This is a genomic window from Bacillus sp. es.036 (assembly GCF_002563635.1).
Lineage (GTDB): Bacteria > Bacillota > Bacilli > Bacillales > Guptibacillaceae > Guptibacillus.
The window spans coordinates 2,469,952-2,488,138 of sequence record NZ_PDIZ01000001.1 but is presented as its reverse complement, the minus strand read 5'-3'; the positions used below and the strand labels follow the sequence as shown (position 1 = coordinate 2,488,138).

Genomic DNA, 18,187 nt, shown 5'->3' with positions numbered 1-18,187 from the left:
GCCTCCTATAATTTTTATTCTTATTTTATTACGAGCCGAGTGGAATAGCTAGCTGATCGTGATAAACAAAGTCATTAATATGAACGGCTTCTTTCACTGAAATATCGATAAGCTCGGAAATTTCTTCAGTGGAAAGTCCTTTAATCATTTTCAAATGCTTAGAAGAGTAGTTCGTAACGCCAAGACCGATTTCTTCTCCATCCATGTCTGTTAGTTTCACAACAGCTCCTGGCTTAAAGTGTCCGTGAACGTAATGCACGCCTACAGGTTGTAAGCTACGTTCGTGTTCAGAGATCTCAGAACTTGCTTTATCTGTCACGATCACTTCACCTTCAGGACCGGAATTAAAGGCAATCCATTGTTTCTTATTATCAAGCTCTGCTTGACCTTCAGGTGTAAAGTACGTTCCAGTTGCGGTTTGGTGAACGGCGTTATAAATAATTCCTTTTGTTGTAGCGTTACCTAAGAAGGACGGCGTACCTGATGCCATAGCAATTTTGACAGCATCAATTTTGGATCTCATACCGCCCGTTCCCACAGAGCTGCCAGGCTCACCGGCAGAGTCTTCGATTTCAGGTGTAATTTCAGTAACATGCTCTAATAGTTTCGCATCTGGATTCTTTCTCGGATCATCACTATAAAGACCGTCTATATCAGATAGAATAATAAGTTGATCGGCACTTACAAGTGCAGCAACTTTAGCTGAAAGGGTATCATTGTCTCCGAATTTTAAACGTTCAACTGTTACCGTATCATTTTCATTGACAATTGGAACAATTCCTCTTTCTAATAGAACATTAATGGTGTTGCGCGCGTTATTGTATCTTTTGCGATCAGAAAAGTCACTGCGCGTAATCAGAATTTGTGAAGCAGTATAGCCGTGAGATATGAAGCGTTCTGAATAAGCTTCCATTAACAGTCCCTGACCAATTGATGCAGCGGCCTGCTTTTCTGAAAGTGATGTCGGCCGTTCAAGGCATCCAAGACGGCGGTAACCAGCGGCTACTGCTCCTGATGAAACAAGAAGAACTTCATGACCTTCATCTTTTAACATGACAATATCATCTACTAGTCGTTCTAGTTTTCTTCGGCTAATGTCACCTAGTCTACTCGTTAGTGAGCTGCTTCCGATTTTAATTACGATTCGTTTCTTTTCGTCGTTTAGATTCATCATTTCACTCCTATATAACTTGCCGTTAAATGTGTGATTGCTTTAATCAATTGACTCTACGAGTATAACAAACGGATATATCGTGACAACACGACATGCCCAAATAGTCCGAATACAAGGAGAATAACTATGAATATGGACGATGCTCGCTCTAAACTCGTTTCACATAAGCTTAGAAGATGAGAGGCTTGCTTATCACGGTATATAAGGACTGTAAAACAAAATAAATTTACAATTTAATCCATTTTATGCGTTTCGTTGTATGAAATGATTAATTGGATCGGCCGTTGTGTAAGGGCTTACATAAGGGTGGTGTGCATAAAAGTTAAGCTTTATGCAAAAAGAAACAGACACGTATCAGTCAGTAAGGAAAGAACTCTGGTATACTGCTGATAAAAGGATGTTGAAAGGGTGATGGGATGATCATAATCGATGTACTATTCGTTTTATTAACTGTTTTATGGATTAGCGAGTTTGTGATGAAACGAGGGAAAAAGAGTACGGAATCATCATCTTCTGAAAAGCGATCTTTTGTTTGGATTCTAAGTATGATTAGTTTAGCCATTGTAGGTTCCATTATCTTTAGTGAACGTAATCTTTTCGTTTTTAATGAATCACCGTTTACTGAATTGCTAGGGCTACTTCTATATGGCAGTGGAATTGGCTTAAGGTATTGGGGAATTCAAGAACTGGGGCGCTTTTTTTCGAGAAACGTGATCGTGGAGCATAAAGTCGACCTCGTCAGTTCAGGTCCTTATCGTTTATTGCGTCATCCCTTATACACAGGGTTGCTTCTTACTTTAGTTGGGTTGCCAATCTACATAGGTACCTGGGGAGGCGGGATATTATCATTTCTATTGCTTGTTCCTGCTCTTCTTTATCGAATTCGTATCGAAGAAAGAATGCTCTTCGATTCTGTTGGGGAAACTTATCACGAATGGGGAAAGGAAAGATACCGACTGCTCCCTTTCATTTACTAATATGAAGAGTTCGATTTCTCCGTGGAAAAGTTCTCCATCTTCATATAAAGTGATTAGGATGATCGAAAGAGGGAACAAGAATTAGATGACATAATAGTGAAAGAGGACTTTAATGAATGAATTATTCTAAAACTTCAATTAACCTGCGTAATAGTTTCTGGTTTCTGCCAGTCGTATACGGCCTTATTTCTTTGGCTGTAGTAGGACTCAGTACATGGATAGACATCATGTATGTTTCACAGCTTCAAGGGACGTTACCGAAGCTGTTTCTTGCAACTGAAAAACTGGCACAGTCACTCTATGCTCCGCTTGTCACAGCTATTTTAACGATGACGACGATTTCATTCTCATCCATTATGGTTGTGTTGACGACTTATTCATCACAATTTTCTCCGAGAACATTACAGGATTTTATCTCGGATCGTTTTACACAACATGTACTAGGCGTTTTTGTGGCGGGATTTGTTTTTGCACTTGTTAACATGCTTCTTTTAACAGGTAAAGACAGCCGGATTATCCTATCACCACTTTTAACGGTTATTCTTGCGATTACTTGTTTACTGTTCTTCATCTTATTTATTCATCATTCGGCCACGTTTGTTCAGGTAAATAACTTAATTGAAAAAATCACAAGAAGATCCCTTTATATTGTTGAAAAGAAAAGTGAACTTTACGAAGGTGAGACGTTCGAGAAGTGGGATCGCTGGGAAGAAAGTGAACTTAGAGAAGAAGATGGTATGCCGATATATAGTCATAAGATGGGCTATATTCAGCAAATCCCTTACTCGAAATTAGTCGATCTCGCCACCCAAAATGAAAGCATAATTCGACTTAATTCTGATGTAGGGAATTACGTGAAGGAAGGTTCTAGAATCGCAACGGTATGGATGAAAGGTTCTTCCACTTTTTCTGCTGACAATTTCTTAAATTCAATTGCGATCGGAACAGAAAGAATCAATGATCAGGACCTAGAGTTTTCAATACAAAAACTCGTAGACATCGCCCTTAGAGCGATCTCGCCATCAGTGAATGATCCGCATACAGCAGTTAACTGTACGAACCGAATTGGTACGATCCTTTCAAAAATCGGCCATACTTATGATCCAAAAGAAGCTTTTTTTGATAAAGAAAAAAACCTTCGCGTTCTATCAACGCCAAAACCATTTTTTCAATATCTTTATAAATCGTTCTATCAAATACGTCATTATGGAAAAGATGATGTATCCATGTTAAATGGGATACTTGATGCACTCATTTTAACCGCAGATGGGCAACGTAAGGAAATCAAAGCAGATGTTCAGCGGTTTCATCAATATTTATTAACTAGCATTGATCTAAACGAACTACCAGATCTTGACCGTGAGTTTCTTCTCCATACTTCAGAAGTGTTAAATGATGTATGTAAATAACATAGAAAGGCATCCGACAAATTATCGGATGCCTTTATTTTTGTAGCTCAACCTGTGCGAGCGCTTCGCCTGGTAATGTGAACTCTTCAAGAACGCTGCTTTGTTGGTTCCGAATAACAAAATTGAGAGGAAGACCTGTAGCTGGTTCAATCCATATACTAAACGTCATTTTCTCAAAATACCCTTCTGTAATTCTACCTTGAGCAAGAATCGCAGGCTTTTCCTTATAGATAGCTTCTGGGTTGCTGATTTTCCAATTATCATAGTTAGCTAAGTAAGAAAGGGCAATCGAGCGGATTTTTTCTTCATCATCTGCATTATTTATGAGAGATGCTGAGTGTAAGACAACATTATATAAGTCTTCTTCCGTAAGCGAGTGGACGCTAGCTGAATTCTTTTCTGGCAAAATGGCAATCTCAGATGCAACAAATAATCCGGTTCCTACTAGCATCAATAAAAGAGTAAGATAAGTAAGAAGAGCAGGAACTTTTTGATGTAAGACTGTTCCAAAACTACTTTTCTTTTTTGGACGAGTATCTCTCTTAACTGTTTTCCAAACATTGTCCTTATGGGAATGAGTAAAAGTAACAGCCTTTGTATCAAGCAACCTAGTGCGAAGGTTTTTAAAATATTTCTCCATCGTGACCCTCCCTAGTACATTTCTTTAAGAAGCATTCTTGCCCGTCGTAATCTAGTTTTAACGGAGTTTTCATTAATGGAAAGCAGTTCACTGATTTCTTGTACTTTCAAATCTTCAAAATAATGAAGAAAGATAACCTCGCGATATTTAGTAGGTAGCTTAAGGATGTTTAATGCAAGTTCATTATTCTCTTCTGAGCCAATGAGCACCATGTCAGGTTCAGAAGCGGAGTGTTTAAATGTACTTAAAAGTGATTGAGCGAAGGTGATGTTACGATAAGCCCAGCTCTTAAGAACATCCTTGCATTTATTTGCGGTAATGGTTAGGACCCAAGATTTAAGAGAAGATTCCATATTAAAAGTGTCTAGTTTCGTATAGCAAATAATAAACACTTCTTGAGCAATATCTTCTGCCTTATCTTTATCTTTTAAGTAGCTAAAAGCAAGCCAGACAACACTATTGCCATATTCATCCATAATTGTCTCAAGGACCGCTTCCCTATTGGTAAGATCAAGGTAATTGGTTGGTTCTTTGTTCCCCAAGGTTGCGTCTTCCTCCTTCGGCCCTTCAAATAAAAGACGAGTAACGTGCGCGAAGGGTTTCATATTAAATTTCCATAATTTGTGTTTGTTTCTATTATAGAATAGATTTAACCAAACTTGGTAGATTTTCCTTGAATTATATAAAAATAACGTACGGTGGTAAACACATGACTAAGTCGACTTTATTTATAGAATGGCTAAAGAAGGATAAAGTTTGATTAATGTGGAACGAGTTATTAGTGAATATCATCAGAATGAAAAGAGGCGTAAGTTGACTAAATTAACCGCAGTTCCCACACCTACGAATGAAAGGATTCAATCCATTGATGCGATGCGAGGCCTCGCTTTACTCGGTATCTTTTTTGTGAACATGATCGATTTCCATTCACCATGGATGTACATCGATCAGTTGAGCTACTGGGGGGATCAATGGAATCAATTCTCCATGAATGTGATTGATGTACTCGCACAAGCAAGTTTCTATCCCTTATTTTCGTTTTTGTTTGGTTATGGATTTATTATTCTACAAAATCGTTTGATTGCTCGTAGTACCCGATTTCATTCGGTTATAGTTAGGCGATTGGTTTTCCTGTTTATCCTTGGCGTTATGCATTTCGTATTGATCTGGCATGGCGATATATTATTTACCTATAGTCTTTGTGGCTTCTTATTGCTTCTTTTTATCAAATTAAAGGGGAAGCATTTGTTACAAATTGGAATCGGTATGTGGCTGTTTTATGCCCTTATTTTCTTTTTATTACTATTGCCATTTAATGGAGATGAGTTTACATCGCATAATCCTGAGGCGATTCAACAGTCACTTCTCATTTATGGATCAGGTAGCTATATGGAAATTTTAAATCAACGTGTGAGTGATTGGACTTATGTGAATGGTGGGATAAATGGTGTGCTTCTCTTATTTTCAATTTTCCCTTACTTTCTAATAGGTGCCGCTTTTGCGAAAGAAGGGTGGTTTAATGGGAAGCAGAATAATTTGTTATTAGTGAGAAAATTGTTTTTTATTGGAGCAATCGGCTTTTTTGTAAAGATTTCGCCTTATGTGTTTGATTCTTATGCATTTTCTCATCTTCAAGATAGTCTTGGTGGACCGCTTGTTTCTCTTTTTTATATGTCGGCTATTGCTCTTATTTACTATTCGGGAAAAACGCTAAAGCCACTTGAGTGGGTTGGGAAAATGGCGCTAACAAATTACTTGTTCCAATCAATTGTAAGCACGCTCATTTTTTATAACTATGGTCTGAGTTTATACGGAGAAGTTGAGGTTAAGACAGGCATTCTATTATTACTCGGTATTTTCTTATTTCAGATCGCATTTAGTCGATGGTGGCTTTTGAAATATCGTTACGGTCCGATTGAATGGGTGTGGCGAATGGTGACATATAGACGTCGTTTTTTATTAAAAAGAAATCAAGAAAAGGAGGTTTTATATGAAAATAATTGAAAAAGCTGTTGAATTTTCTGCAGTCGCTCATGATGGGCAATATAGAAAAGGCTCAACGTTGCCATACTTTTCTCACCCTGTAACAGTAGGGTTCTATTTAATAGAGGCAGGAGCGTCAGAACAAGTCATTGCAGCGGGAATACTCCATGATGTAGTGGAAGATACCGCCATGACTTATGACATCGTTAAAGAAGAGTTCGGTAAAATCATTGCAGATCTAGTTGAAGGGTGCTCAGAGCCTGATAAAAGTCTTAGTTGGGAAAAAAGAAAAAGTCATACGATAGATACGTTAAGAACAGCTTCGTTTAAAGTGAAACAAATTGCTTGTGCAGATAAACTCCATAACTTAACGACGATCAATTATGATTACGAGACAGAAGGTGAACGAATTTGGGAGCGATTTAATCGTGGAAAAGAAATGCAGCGCTGGTATTATGAATCGATCTATCTAAGTTTGTTAGCTGGTCTTACAGCAAAAGAAGCGGAATTTCCTTTGTTTTTAAAGTTAAATGAAATGATTGAAATGGTTTTTGGGGATTAGTGAAACGTTTGTCATATGAATTTCATGATTACATTTCCTACTTGGGGGTATTAGTAATTATATTCGAATAGAAGTAGGAGGTATAGTAATGGAACTTATTCTTTATTTAGCAGTGGCTCTTATCGCGATTGTATTCGCAGTACTTAGTATCTTTTTAATTAAAGTGTTAAAGTCAACCGAAAAAACACTTTCTAACACAGCAGAAATGATTGATTCTCTGCAGGGACAGATTGATGGGTTATCAAAAGAAACAACAATGATGTTGCACAAAACAAATGTACTTGCAGATGAAGTTCAATTGAAAGTTGGTCAATTCTCACCCGTTTTCAAATCTGTTCAAGAAACAGGTGCATCTCTACAAAACCTATCCCGTTCTTTTTCCAAATTAAGCAAATCAGTTGAGAAAGGCGTCGATGCTAGGCAGGGAAAAGCAGCTGAAGCGGCGAATTGGGGAAGTACTGCTTTGAGTATGTGGGAGAAGTATCGCATCAAAAAATCAAACATACAAGCTGTTAAGGAGGAAGGTAAATATGAAAGAGTCTAAATCAAGCCATGATGTAAAGGTTGAACACGAACCAGCGCCAGAAGGGTATTCATCCTCAACAAGAGAAGTGATTCGCATTGATTCTTCCGATCCGATCAAGTCAGAAAGTCAGTTTAAAGGTCCAGCGATTGCTGCCTTAGCTGGTAGTGTCGTAGGTGCAGCTGCAGGCGTATTGCTAGCTCCTAAAGCAGGGAAAGACTTAAGAAATGATATTAGCGGCGGCGTTACCAAAGCGAAAGACAAAAGTGTTGAAGTGTCTAGTAATGTGAAATACAAGTCCACTGCTTTTGCACAATCGGTCAAAACAAAGTCGAATGATATTGTGAGCAAAGTAAAGAATCGTAAAAGTGATTCAAATCAACCAGAACAACCAGAAGAAGAAGCACTTGTAAGTGGATATTCGATCAAACGAGCAGCTGAGCTTGACGAGACAGAAGTCCCAACTTCAACAGTGGTGAATAAGGATATCGAAAAGATTATTGTCGAAACAGAAGGTGCAGAAACATTTAACGATGTGATTCAACGTGATGTTGAACGTACGCTTGAAAGAGATCCAGATCATCCTGAAACCCTTGACGAAGCTGCTGAATTGGAGCTAAAGAGAACATATAATAAAGATTCAAAATAAAAAACCGCCGTTTGGGTGGTGCACCCCGAAAGTTAGAGTTAAAAACTAACTTTCGGGGTGTTTTTGTATGGCAAAGTATAGTGAAAAATTTAAATTAGAAGTGGTAATGGAGTATCTCCAAGGATCTCTGGGATACACTTTATTAGCCAAAAAGTATGGAATGCCTCATAAATCTCCCATCATTGGTTGGGTTCGTGCTTATCAAACCTTTGGAGAAGAGGGATTGAAGAGAAAGCGTTCAAGACAAGTCTTCCCTGTCCAATTTAAGTTAAATGTATTAAACTTTATGAAACAGACAGGCGCTTCTTATCGGGAGACTGCGATTGCCTTTAAAATGAACAATCCTTCGTTAATTGCGAATTGGTCTAGTACATTACGGAAGGAAGGAATCGGAGGCCTCCAAGAAAAAGCGAAAGGACGGCCACCTATGCCAAAAAATCACAAACAACAATCATCGAAATCAGAAAAAGAGTTAACGCGTGAAGAACAACTAGAACGCGAAAATGAGCTTCTGCGATTAGAGATTTCCTATCTAAAAAAGTTAAAAGCTTTTCAGGAGAACCCGAATGCCTATCTCGAAAAGCACAAGCAGCGCTGGTATTCGAACTCAAAAAAGAAGGATTCAAATTAAAGGACGCTTTGCGGAGAGTAGCCATTCCCGAGGCCACCTATCATTACCAGGTAACGCAATTAAAGAACGAAGATCCAAATAAAGAGTGGAAAGAAGTGATCAAGGAACTCTTCCATAAGCACGAGGGAAAATACGGATATCGCCGCATTTACTTAGCGCTTCGAAACCAGGGATATGTCATCAACCACAAAAAAGTGCAACGAATGATGAGTGAGTTGGGATTGAAGTGTGAAAAATTCACTCGGAAATCCCGGTATAAATCGTACAAAGGTACGGTTGGAAAAGTGGCTCAAAACCGATTGAAACGCAGATTCAATACGTCCGTCCGTCTCCAAAAAATTGTCACAGATGTGACTGAATTTAAATGTAGAGGAAATGAAAAGCTTTATTTGAGCCCGATGATGGACTTATTTAATGGAGAAATTGTTTCTTTTGGGATTTCCAACCGACCCGCACTCAATCTTGTTTTAAAGCCTTTGACTGAAGCGTTAGAAACCATTCGAACGGAAGCCAAATATCGGACCACCATCCACTCAGATCAAGGCTGGCATTATCAGCACAACACGTGGGTGAAGACATTAAAGAAGAATCGAATCTTCCAGAGTATGTCCAGAAAAGCAACCTGTGCCGATAATGCGGCCATGGAGAACTTCTTCGGGATTCTCAAACAAGAAATGTATTATGGAGAAGAGCTTGTCTCTTATGAAGAACTGAAAAGAAAACTTGAGGTATACGTGGACTATTATAACCATGAACGCGTAAAAGCAAAATTGGCTGGTTTAAGCCCGATACAATATCGAACTCAAACCAGCCAAACAGCTGCATAATAAAAACTCTAACTTTTAGGGGTCACTACCTTGGCGGTTTTTTTTTAGCCATAGAAAAAGCAGAGAGAAGATCTCTCTGCTTTACGCTAAAATGAAATTAGGACGGGTGTATCGAGTTTACTTTTGTAGCTTCTCGGACAACGCTTCTAGCTTTGGACGCTTCAAGTTGTTCTTTCTTCGCTTTGTTCTCGATTTCTTTTATGGTCTGTATCGTGGGACCAGTCATTTTTTAAACCCTCCTAATTTTAATCTAGTTATCTTTTCCCCACTTTTAAAAGATAAAACAGCTTAAAGGTAAAAAAGTTATAAAATGGTAAAAAAGAACCTGTGTTTTTGATTAAACGCTTACATTTCTTAATAATGAACAGTTTGAGAGGCGAAAATGTGCGAGATTTGTAATCTCATGACTAGTTTCGACGAAGTTATTTTCTTTCGGGATTAGATGATGCACAATAATGATAAGAAGTCGCATGATATGAGACTATATCGCAAAAAAGGTGGGCATACGATGAAGAAAATATTAATTGTGGACGACCAGTATGGCATTCGCGTGTTGTTAAGTGAACTATTTAAGAAAGAAGGGTACCAAACGCTCCAAGCTGCGAACGGTATGACAGCCATTGAGCTTGTGAAACAAGAATGTCCCGACCTTGTAATCCTCGATTTAAAAATGCCCGGTATGGACGGATTGGAAGTATTTAAAAACCTGAAAAAGCTTAATGAAGGTGTTCAAGTTATCTTTATGACGGCTTATGGTGAGTTACAGCTTGTACAAGAGTTTATGAAGCTTGGTGCGATCACTCATTTTGCAAAACCGTTTGACATAGAAGAAGTATGTCGAACCGTTAAACGTGTCGTTCCACTTGATACAAAAGAAATGGTACGCACCAAATAATTGTTTCCCCTGCTTTCTTCAGAAAGCAGGTTTTTTTCTATCAATTTTGAAACCTATTTAGCAGCAATCCGTATCATAATCAATGATTAAAAAGGAGGATTATGAAATGAATAATCACGAAATTGACTTTAAATTATACGGGGATGATATGCAGTTTGTAGAAGTAGAATTAGATCCAGGAGAGACGGTTGTAGCCGAAGCGGGAAGTCTGATGATGATGGAAGATCATATTGAAATGGAAACGATTTTTGGGGATGGAAGTGAACGACAAAGTGGCTTAGTAGGTAAGTTGTTTAGTGCAGGAAAACGAGTACTTACAGGCGAGAGTCTCTTTATGACCGCTTTTACGAATGAAGGAAAAGTGAAAAAACACGTAGCCTTTGCGTCGCCTTATCCGGGCAAGATCATTCCAATGGATTTAAGTGAATGGGAAGGAAAAATCATTTGCCAAAAAGATGCTTTTCTTGCTGCAGCTAAAGGGGTATCAGTAGGAATTGAACTTCAAAGGAAGTTAGGTACAGGTTTCTTTGGCGGAGAAGGGTTTATTATGCAGAAGCTTGAAGGAGACGGTTTAGCATTCGTTCATGCTGGGGGGACGATACATAAAAAAGTACTTCAACCAGGTGAAACGCTCCGTCTTGATACAGGGTGTTTAGTAGCCATGACAGGCGATGTGGATTATAACATCGAATTTGTAAAAGGGGTGAAAACGGCTTTGTTTGGTGGAGAAGGCTTGTTTTTTGCAACGCTTAGAGGTCCAGGAACGGTTTGGGTTCAATCGCTACCGTTTAGTCGCTTAGCAAGTCGCGTGTTTGCTGCAATGCCACAAACGCCAGGTGGTAGTAAAGGGGAAGGTAGTATGGCAAAAGGACTCTTTGATATGTTCAATGGAGATTGAGAAACTTTGTATTTAAAAAGCTGCTCTTCATCAATTAATTGATGAAGAGCAGCTTTTTTAGATTGCGTAGTAAAGCGTTACTTACGCTTGCGAGATTTAGGAGCTGGCGCATTCTTTCTTGTTAATTCAAGATCTAGTTTTTGGGTGATTTTCTCGAGGTATTTCTCTTCACCAGGAAGTAGTAGAGTGACAACCGATCCTTCTTTCCCCATTCGGCCTGTTCGTCCTGAACGATGAAGATAAGTTCTTGCGTCCTCGGATAAATCGTAGTGGAAGACATGGGTAATGTTATCAATATCCAAACCTCTTGCAGCAAGGTCAGTCGTTAACAAAAGTTGAATCTGATCGTTTCGAAAACGATTTAGAACATTCTTTCTTTCAGTCTTGTTTGTGGAACTATCCAATACATCGAATGAAATTTTTTTAGTTGCAAGAATGTCCTTTAAACGCGAAAGATAGTTGCTATTGTTAACAAAGGCTAGAGCTTTAACACCATCTTTACGTGCTAGCTTTCGAAGTAGTTCTGGTTTTTCGCGACGGTTGGTTACGTAATAACTGTGATCAATGGCTTTCTTCTCTTCAGCAGTTGCTTTGATGCTTAATACTGATGGATTATCAGACAGCTTTTTCGCTTGCATGAGTACTTTATCGCTAAGAGTAGCTGAGAAGAAAAGAAGCTGACAGTCTCTAAGGGCAGATTGACAGATGTAAGAAACATCTTCCATTGTAGAAGGGTGTAGCACCTGATCGGCTTCATCGGCTACGATGCTGGTAACTTCATTCATCTTAAGTTTCTTCATATCGATCAATTCAGCCACTCGGTTTGGCGTCCCAACAATGAGTTGCGGGTGTTTTTTGAGTTTCTCTAATTGGCGTTTAATCGCAGCTCCCCCGATCATCGAAGCAGCTGTCATTTCACTACCTTTTAAAAACTTTTGAGCGACTTCAAAAACTTGCATGGCAAGTTCCCGAGTTGGCGCAAGTACGATCGCCTGTGTATTTTTCTTGGTTGGATCAAGCTTTTGCATAATAGGTAAAAGGTAAGCTAGCGTCTTTCCGGTACCAGTGGGTGCTTCTACAAGTAAATCCTCACCGTTCAAGATACGAGGAATTGCCTGTTCTTGGACATCTGAGAAATTTGTAAAGCCGGCAGCTTGCCAGTTTTCCGAAAGAAATGGGTGTTGATTAAACATTGTCATATTGTTACTCCTTTATTATCATATACGTTCAACCTGCAAGGCAGGATAAATATTCGGTTTCTACGCCTATTTCATCAAGTTATCTTTATTTTAACATAGTCGTCATTTTCTCAGGACGCTAACCATCTCTTTTTCGTTTGCTTCTTTCCTTGCGTCTCTTTATGTTTTATTGGGTCATGAAAGGGAATAAGCAAGCAAGAGGGAGGAATCGGACATGAATGGATACTTACTTAGAAGAATGGCAGTGTATACATTACTTACAGGAATCATCGCCGCGCTCTTTATTGGCATTACGCTTGGAGAAAACTTACCGAATTACGCTACGATTGAAGAGCCTTATCCAATGCGTTGGCTGATTGGAATCGGAGCATTTGGAATCAGTGGCATCATTTCATCTATTCTTTATACAGGTGGTGTTATAGCGGATATCATCGCACAAAAAAACGAAAAAATTTCTCCATGAAATTGACAAAGAGCGCATCGCTTTGATGCGCTCTTTCATTATATATAACGATCGTTATTTATTAACAGTAACTCCTTCATTGCCGCGGTAAACATACCATAGAGATCTGTTGATCTCTCAAACAACGAAAGCCCTACCTCTCTTCCATCCTTACGGCTCCGAAGCCGCGCCAGTGTGAGTGAGGAGGATCAACAGCAATTGTAGTATGGCCATTAACTTGATACAAGCCAATTAGAATCATGCTGTTCATACCTTTCCAGTTATGAATTTTAGTTCTCCTTATTTTAAAGGAGCTAGTTGTTAATATCGGGTTTATTGATACCCCAACTACACATTATACACGCTAGATTACATATGTCAAATGCAACTTTGTTATTTTTTTGAAAAATACCCGAAAAATCCAAGTCCTATGCCGAGTAAGGCACCCCCGCCTACCTCAGCGGGCTGATGACCAAGTAATTCATTCAGTTCTACATCGCGCCTTGCATGAAACAGATCGGGGTATTGACCTGATAAGAGCTCAAAATCTTCATCAAGGTCATTAACAAGACGAGCGATCTCACCTGTGTGTCGTCTAATTCCTTGAGCATCGTACATAACAATGACTCCAAAAACAACCGCAAGAGCGGTCTCGATCGAGTCTTTTCCGGTTTTTAAAGCTGTGTAAGTAGCTAGTGCTGACACACCTGCAGAATGAGAACTAGGCATTCCTCCTGTTTGAAGGAGAGGTCGCCAATCCCACTTGCCTGATGTTGCTTTGTGTGTCAGTATTTTTAGTCCTTGTGCAAGGACAATTGCTGAAAGTGCCAGGTTCATACCTTTATTCATTTTCTTCACCTCATTGTTATTCTGGCAAAAAACCACATGATTATGATGATTGAAGGAGAAAATAAGAAAAACAATGAGAGGAGGAATGTCTGTGAACATTACGCACCGAGAAGCTGAAGTGATCCGTTCCGCGTTAGCGACATTAATCGATGATTCAAACCAGGAGTATTATGCGGGAGTATTAGAGAAATTGGCCCTTTCTCCGTCTGTGAATCAGTTGTGTGATTTAGACGGATTTATGAATGGCTTCAAAGATAGTAGTGAAACTCCTAATTAGTCAGAAGTTTTCAGCTTCTGACTAATTTTTTTGAGGGGAAAAAGAAAATAGCCAGTTGGTGCTTGTTTGCTCATACGTTTATTGATCATTCGGTCACTCTGGAAATCATTCCATTAACGAAAAAGCGTGACACGTTCGGTATGTCACCGAAATTGATAATATCCTTTATAACAGTGATGCAAATGATAAAGCTATCGGTGTTGAACTTTGTTGGGTTGGAAAGATTAATTTTATGGAAGCGTACGATCGTTATGGTTGGTACCATGCACATTAAAAACCGATTCAAATTAGGACCGTGCCCATTCTTCCATTACGCTTAATGTAGGAAAGAAAGAAGGGGTGGTTGGTTCATATGGATAAAGTTGTGATTGTTACTGGTGCAACGTCAGGAATTGGGCAAGAAACAGCGCGCTATTTTGCAGAAAAAGGAGCTAGTGTTCTTGGGCTTGGACGCTCAAAAGAACGCGGTGAAAGCCTAGAACGAAGTAGCTAAGAGCTATTGGGCTCCATTACCTTCTATCAAGTCGATGTTGGGAAAGAAAACGAAGTAAAAAAATTCGTTGAAGAATTTAAGACAACCTATGAGAAAGTAGACGTTCTCTTTAATAATGCTGGTGTAGCAGATGTCGCGATCGGACCTCTGAGTCGTGTTTCAGATGATGAATGGGACCGTCTTTTTCAGACCAACTTAAAGTCAATCTATTATATGGTGAATCATTGCGAAAGACTTTTTAATAAAAATTCAGCGATTGTAAACAATGCTGCTATTGTGGGAACATTCAAATACCCTTCAGCTCTTCCGGCATATAGTGCTGCGAAAGCTGGGGTAGTAGCATTATCAAAATCAATGGCAAGTCGTTATGCGAAGCGAAAAATTCGTGTGAATGTCATTTCTCCTGGCCCCATTGATACTCCTCTTGCAAGAAAGTTATATGGTTCGGAAGAAGTATTTCAGAGAGCTTTCAAACAGCATCCAAGGGGTTCATTTGGATCACCACTTGAAATCGCCAAAGCCGTATACTTTTTATCTAGCGAGGATGCAAGTTATATTAATGGGCACAATCTCGTCGTAGACGGTGGGTACACGCTTTCGTAAAAACAATAATAGGACTACTCTCATTAAATCATTATTCTAACGAGAGTAGTCCTATTATTTTTAGAGTTTAGGGACTTTTAGATTTGGGATCCATTTTTTCATATGATTGTTTATTTCCTCTAGTCGCTCAGGCTTGGCTTCTATAAGAGGATGAACGTGATAGTTCTGATCAACAAACGTTGGTGTGAAGGAGGGAGAGGTGACTGAAAACGTCGTTTTTCCTCTAAATTGCTCTTTGGCAAACTCCACTTTCAAAATGCCACCGATATCTTTGTAATCATCCTTCTGGCCAGACCAAAAGTTACCAAGTGAATAAGCGACGAGTACGTTTCGCTTGTCTTTTGTTTCAATCCATTCAAGTGGTTGAAGTACGTGAGGGTGGTGGCCCAAAATAAGGTCAGCTCCTGCCTCAGCTAGAAATGAACTTAGCTCCAATTGTGTTTTATTTGGGTAGCGTTCATATTCAGTTCCAAAATGTACGCTTACAACGACACCATCTGCTTGCTTTTTGGCATTTTGTATATCTTGTCTCATCACGTTTTTATCAATGTAGTTAACGAGGTGCGGCTTATTAGCCGGAGGACGTATACCGTTCGTTCCATAAGTATAAGAAAGAAAAGCTAACGAAATGCCATTATGTTCGATCGTTCGAATTTGATTCCTATCTTCTTTGGATAAGTAGCTTCCTGTATAAAGTATACCGATTTTTTTCCAATGTTGAATCGCATTTTGGATGGCCTTTTCTCCTCGGTCTAATGTATGATTGTTCGCCATTGAGACGATATCGACTCCGGACATTTTTAGGGCATCGCCTACTTCAGTTGGACTGTTAAAAGAAGGATAGGAAGAAAGGCCAATTGAGGTTCCGCCTATTACTGTTTCTTGATTGGCAATGGTTATGTCTGCATCTTGCAATTGGTTTTGTACGTTTTGAAGCATCGGATTAAAATTATACTTCCCCGCTTCAACTGCTTTTTCGTAGACGCGATCGTGGATTAAAATATCTCCAATTGCTGCAAGTGTTAAAGAAGAAGTTTCAAGTGTACTATCATTAGAGTGTTGTGTTACGTTTCGATAAGCAAGGAGATCTGATGTGTTCTTTGGATCTTCCTTTTGACTGGATAGCCAAAAGACGAAACCTCCAACAAAAATCAAAAGAATGATGAGTAATAGCGACCTTCTTTTCATTGTTTTCACCTATATCCATTTGTAAGTTATCTTAAAGCGTTATCATCGCTATCGTACCACCTTTTTATAAGAAAAGCATGTGGATGAAAAAAAGGACCATTCGCTTTGTGTAAAGGGGTCATTGAAAAAGAGAGGATCTATTCAAATAGACATGGTGAATTCACCATGTCTATTTGAGGGAGAGCATATCAGGTTGAATGACTACTGAAGAAGTATTAATGCTTTTTAGAAAAGTGGAAGTGGTGGTATCTCCCGCTTGAAGTAAACCTGTTAGGCATGTTTTTGTGCTTGTCCTGTAAACTCCTTCAAATGGTTTTAGAACTCCATTAAAAACAGGAAGAGCACCATCCACATCAAATTTCAACAAGTTCTTTATCAATCTACTTGCGATGCGAGTAGACGGGGCAAGATTATCTGATTCGATGACCCATACGACATCCGTCCTAGCGAGTGAAATCCCGGCATGTAAACCACCTAGAGGACCTTTGTTTTGAAAAAAATCTGTAATGATGCGTGTATCTGGTGGTACGAAGGGCAGTAAGTCTCTAGGTGTATTCGTTACGACAATCATTTCATCAACAATTTTACGCATTTCTTTAATCTGAAACTGAATAAGCGGTTCACCATGATGTGGTAGAAGGGATCTGTGGCGACCGTAGACATAATCATTTGGTCCCCCGGCTAAAATAACTCCTGTTAGCATGTTCTTCACCTTCCAATTCGTTTGTTAGTTTAAATGTAACCGGTATTTGAAAAGTAGACTGTAAGGAATGTCACATCTTTTTTAATAAAATGGGCGATATGTGATGTTTATCACACCTGAATTAGAAGTGAACTCTTATAATGAAAGCAACAGAAGGGTTCTAGGAGGGAAATCGATGAAGGTTACATGTCCAGTTGCGATGATGAATAAAGGGAGTTACAATACACAGTCTTTTTCTAATCAAAATTTTGTGAAATTAGAAGAGTTAATGTATGAACAGCAGGTGAAACGTGGTGAAAAGATCTACTGGGAAGGAAACGACTGCAATCATCTATATTATTTAAAAAGCGGAGCAGTGAAACTTACGAAAAGTTCAGATGAGGGGAAGGACCTCGTTCTCTACCACTTTCAGGCAGGCGATCTTTTTGGGGAAATTGGAGATGATAGTCACGTTCTTAATAGCTTTAGTGCAGAAGCCATGACGGATTGCAGTCTTGGCGTCATTCAACAAAAAGACCTTGAAACAATCCTCTGGCAAAACGGTGATCTGGCGGTTGAATTTATGAAATGGATGGGGTATATGCAGCGTTTTACGCAAACGAAACTTCGTGATTTAATGTTTTTTGGAAAGCACGGAGCTCTTGCCTCAACATTGATTCGAATCGCAAACACTTACGGTATTGAAGAAGGGAATACCATTCGAATGACTACAAAGTTCACGAATACGGAAATTGCTGATTTAATTGGCGCCACGCGCGAAACGGTCAATCGCATGTTAAATCAGTTAAAGAAGGATAACATCATTGCTTACGAAAATGGCACCATCATGATTAAAGATCTTGAACAGCTAAAAGCAATTTGTCATTGTGAAGGCTGTCCTAAAAACATATGTCGGTTATAAAAGTTCAGGAGCAGTTGTCCTGAACTTTTTTTTGAGGTTTATTGGCTAAAAAAACCTATATTATCCAATTTTAAATTTTATTGGTGAAACCAAAAACCGCCCGTTGTTTTGTGAGTAAAGTCACAGAATAAACCCTTTTATTCTCCTAAACTAAACCTATACCGAGCATACAAAGGAGGAGGAACAATGGGGGTTCTTGAGGAGAAAAAGGAAACGGTGCGAAAAGTCGTTACGACAAAGGAAGGACCAAACCTGAAAGGAACGATGATTGCTGTCATGTTGCTTGGGGGATTTATTGTCCTGTCCTGGTTTAGCGTCTACTGGTTGTATATGGTTCGTCTTTAGAGAGAGAGAGGGGGAAGTA

General features: G+C 39.1%; 22 protein-coding genes and 1 pseudogene. 15 read left to right on the top strand and 8 right to left on the bottom strand.

Features of this window, described 5'->3' with window-relative positions; translation table 11 throughout:
• Positions 1-28: 28 nt before the first annotated feature.
• The gene (gene proB, locus ATG70_RS12750) at positions 29-1,171 is read right to left on the bottom strand and encodes a glutamate 5-kinase (protein ID WP_098444671.1); all 1,143 of its coding nucleotides are present in this window, start codon (positions 1,169-1,171) and stop codon (positions 29-31) included.
• A 419-nt stretch (positions 1,172-1,590) separates the two neighbouring features.
• On the opposite strand from proB, the gene ATG70_RS12745 reads away from it, so the two are divergent.
• Both ATG70_RS12745 and ATG70_RS12740 read left to right on the top strand, forming a co-directional pair.
• Complete coding sequence (locus ATG70_RS12745; RefSeq protein WP_098444670.1) at positions 1,591-2,151, top strand: methyltransferase family protein; 561 nt, start codon at positions 1,591-1,593, stop codon at positions 2,149-2,151.
• 116 nt (positions 2,152-2,267) lie between these two features.
• Positions 2,268-3,560, top strand: a complete 1,293-nt coding sequence (locus ATG70_RS12740; RefSeq protein WP_098444669.1) for a DUF2254 domain-containing protein — start codon at positions 2,268-2,270, stop codon at positions 3,558-3,560.
• 34 nt (positions 3,561-3,594) lie between these two features.
• On the opposite strand, the gene ATG70_RS12735 is transcribed toward ATG70_RS12740, so the two are convergent.
• Together ATG70_RS12735 and ATG70_RS12730 are read right to left on the bottom strand one after the other, a co-directional pair.
• Positions 3,595-4,200, bottom strand: a complete 606-nt coding sequence (locus ATG70_RS12735) for a hypothetical protein (protein WP_098444668.1) — start codon at positions 4,198-4,200, stop codon at positions 3,595-3,597.
• Positions 4,201-4,211: 11 nt separating this feature from the next.
• Positions 4,212-4,742: a sigma-70 family RNA polymerase sigma factor gene (locus ATG70_RS12730; RefSeq protein WP_257147683.1), complete on the bottom strand. Its 531-nt coding sequence runs from the start codon at positions 4,740-4,742 to the stop codon at positions 4,212-4,214.
• 271 nt (positions 4,743-5,013) lie between these two features.
• Here ATG70_RS12730 and ATG70_RS12725 point away from each other — a divergent pair, with 271 nt between their 5' ends.
• The 6 genes from ATG70_RS12725 (at position 5,014) to ATG70_RS12700 (ending at position 9,375) form a co-directional block, all read left to right on the top strand.
• Positions 5,014-6,204, top strand: coding sequence for a DUF418 domain-containing protein (locus tag ATG70_RS12725; protein WP_142329578.1), 1,191 nt, complete (start codon positions 5,014-5,016; stop codon positions 6,202-6,204).
• Positions 6,191-6,745: an HD domain-containing protein gene (locus tag ATG70_RS12720; protein ID WP_098444665.1), complete on the top strand. Its 555-nt coding sequence runs from the start codon at positions 6,191-6,193 to the stop codon at positions 6,743-6,745. The genes ATG70_RS12725 and ATG70_RS12720 overlap by 14 nt, the downstream gene beginning before the upstream one ends.
• 88 nt (positions 6,746-6,833) lie before the next feature.
• Entirely contained in the window at positions 6,834-7,289 is a 456-nt protein-coding gene (locus ATG70_RS12715) for a DUF948 domain-containing protein (RefSeq protein WP_098444664.1), read from the top strand.
• Complete coding sequence (locus tag ATG70_RS12710; RefSeq protein WP_098444663.1) at positions 7,276-7,917, top strand: YtxH domain-containing protein; 642 nt, start codon at positions 7,276-7,278, stop codon at positions 7,915-7,917. Before ATG70_RS12715 ends, ATG70_RS12710 begins: the two co-directional genes overlap by 14 nt.
• A gap of 67 nt (positions 7,918-7,984) precedes the next feature.
• On the top strand, positions 7,985-8,548 hold the full coding sequence (locus ATG70_RS12705; protein ID WP_098443716.1) for a helix-turn-helix domain-containing protein: 564 nt from the start codon (positions 7,985-7,987) through the stop codon (positions 8,546-8,548).
• Positions 8,434-9,375: an IS3 family transposase gene (locus tag ATG70_RS12700; RefSeq protein ID WP_142329577.1), complete on the top strand. Its 942-nt coding sequence runs from the start codon at positions 8,434-8,436 to the stop codon at positions 9,373-9,375. Before ATG70_RS12705 ends, ATG70_RS12700 begins: the two co-directional genes overlap by 115 nt.
• Positions 9,376-9,472: 97 nt before the next feature.
• Here the strand turns inward: ATG70_RS12700 and ATG70_RS22805 are convergent, their stop codons facing one another.
• Positions 9,473-9,601: a hypothetical protein gene (locus tag ATG70_RS22805; protein ID WP_255461919.1), complete on the bottom strand. Its 129-nt coding sequence runs from the start codon at positions 9,599-9,601 to the stop codon at positions 9,473-9,475.
• Between the two features lie 282 nt (positions 9,602-9,883).
• On the opposite strand from ATG70_RS22805, the gene ATG70_RS12695 reads away from it, so the two are divergent.
• Together ATG70_RS12695 and ATG70_RS12690 are read left to right on the top strand one after the other, a co-directional pair.
• A complete protein-coding gene (locus tag ATG70_RS12695; protein ID WP_098444661.1) occupies positions 9,884-10,270 on the top strand; it encodes a response regulator in 387 nt (128 codons plus the stop codon).
• Positions 10,271-10,376: 106 nt separating this feature from the next.
• On the top strand, positions 10,377-11,168 hold the full coding sequence (locus ATG70_RS12690) for a TIGR00266 family protein (protein ID WP_098444660.1): 792 nt from the start codon (positions 10,377-10,379) through the stop codon (positions 11,166-11,168).
• Between the two features lie 77 nt (positions 11,169-11,245).
• Here the strand turns inward: ATG70_RS12690 and ATG70_RS12685 are convergent, their stop codons facing one another.
• On the bottom strand, positions 11,246-12,367 hold the full coding sequence (locus tag ATG70_RS12685) for a DEAD/DEAH box helicase (RefSeq protein WP_098444659.1): 1,122 nt from the start codon (positions 12,365-12,367) through the stop codon (positions 11,246-11,248).
• A gap of 214 nt (positions 12,368-12,581) precedes the next feature.
• Between ATG70_RS12685 and ATG70_RS12680 the strand changes: the two genes are divergently transcribed.
• On the top strand, positions 12,582-12,830 hold the full coding sequence (locus ATG70_RS12680; protein WP_098444658.1) for a hypothetical protein: 249 nt from the start codon (positions 12,582-12,584) through the stop codon (positions 12,828-12,830).
• 372 nt (positions 12,831-13,202) lie between these two features.
• Here the strand turns inward: ATG70_RS12680 and ATG70_RS12675 are convergent, their stop codons facing one another.
• Complete coding sequence (locus ATG70_RS12675; RefSeq protein WP_098445807.1) at positions 13,203-13,667, bottom strand: divergent PAP2 family protein; 465 nt, start codon at positions 13,665-13,667, stop codon at positions 13,203-13,205.
• A gap of 82 nt (positions 13,668-13,749) precedes the next feature.
• On the opposite strand from ATG70_RS12675, the gene ATG70_RS12670 reads away from it, so the two are divergent.
• Positions 13,750-13,935 (top strand): hypothetical protein, encoded by a 186-nt coding sequence (locus ATG70_RS12670; protein ID WP_098444657.1) that lies wholly within the window; start codon positions 13,750-13,752, stop codon positions 13,933-13,935.
• Positions 13,936-14,287: 352 nt separating this feature from the next.
• Positions 14,288-15,031, top strand: a pseudogene (locus tag ATG70_RS12655) (SDR family NAD(P)-dependent oxidoreductase).
• 60 nt (positions 15,032-15,091) lie between these two features.
• On the opposite strand, the gene ATG70_RS12650 reads toward ATG70_RS12655, so the two are convergent.
• Entirely contained in the window at positions 15,092-16,219 is a 1,128-nt protein-coding gene (locus ATG70_RS12650) for a CapA family protein (RefSeq protein ID WP_098444654.1), read from the bottom strand.
• Positions 16,220-16,388: 169 nt separating this feature from the next.
• Positions 16,389-16,922 carry a molybdenum cofactor guanylyltransferase gene (gene mobA / locus ATG70_RS12645; RefSeq protein WP_098444653.1) on the bottom strand — a complete coding sequence of 178 codons (534 nt, stop codon included), beginning with the start codon at positions 16,920-16,922 and terminating at the stop codon, positions 16,389-16,391.
• 175 nt (positions 16,923-17,097) lie between these two features.
• Here mobA and ATG70_RS12640 point away from each other — a divergent pair, with 175 nt between their 5' ends.
• Complete coding sequence (locus ATG70_RS12640; protein WP_257147682.1) at positions 17,098-17,823, top strand: Crp/Fnr family transcriptional regulator; 726 nt, start codon at positions 17,098-17,100, stop codon at positions 17,821-17,823.
• Positions 17,824-18,009: 186 nt separating this feature from the next.
• On the top strand, positions 18,010-18,168 hold the full coding sequence (locus tag ATG70_RS12635; RefSeq protein ID WP_098444652.1) for a cytochrome c oxidase subunit 2A: 159 nt from the start codon (positions 18,010-18,012) through the stop codon (positions 18,166-18,168).
• Positions 18,169-18,187: the final 19 nt, after the last annotated feature.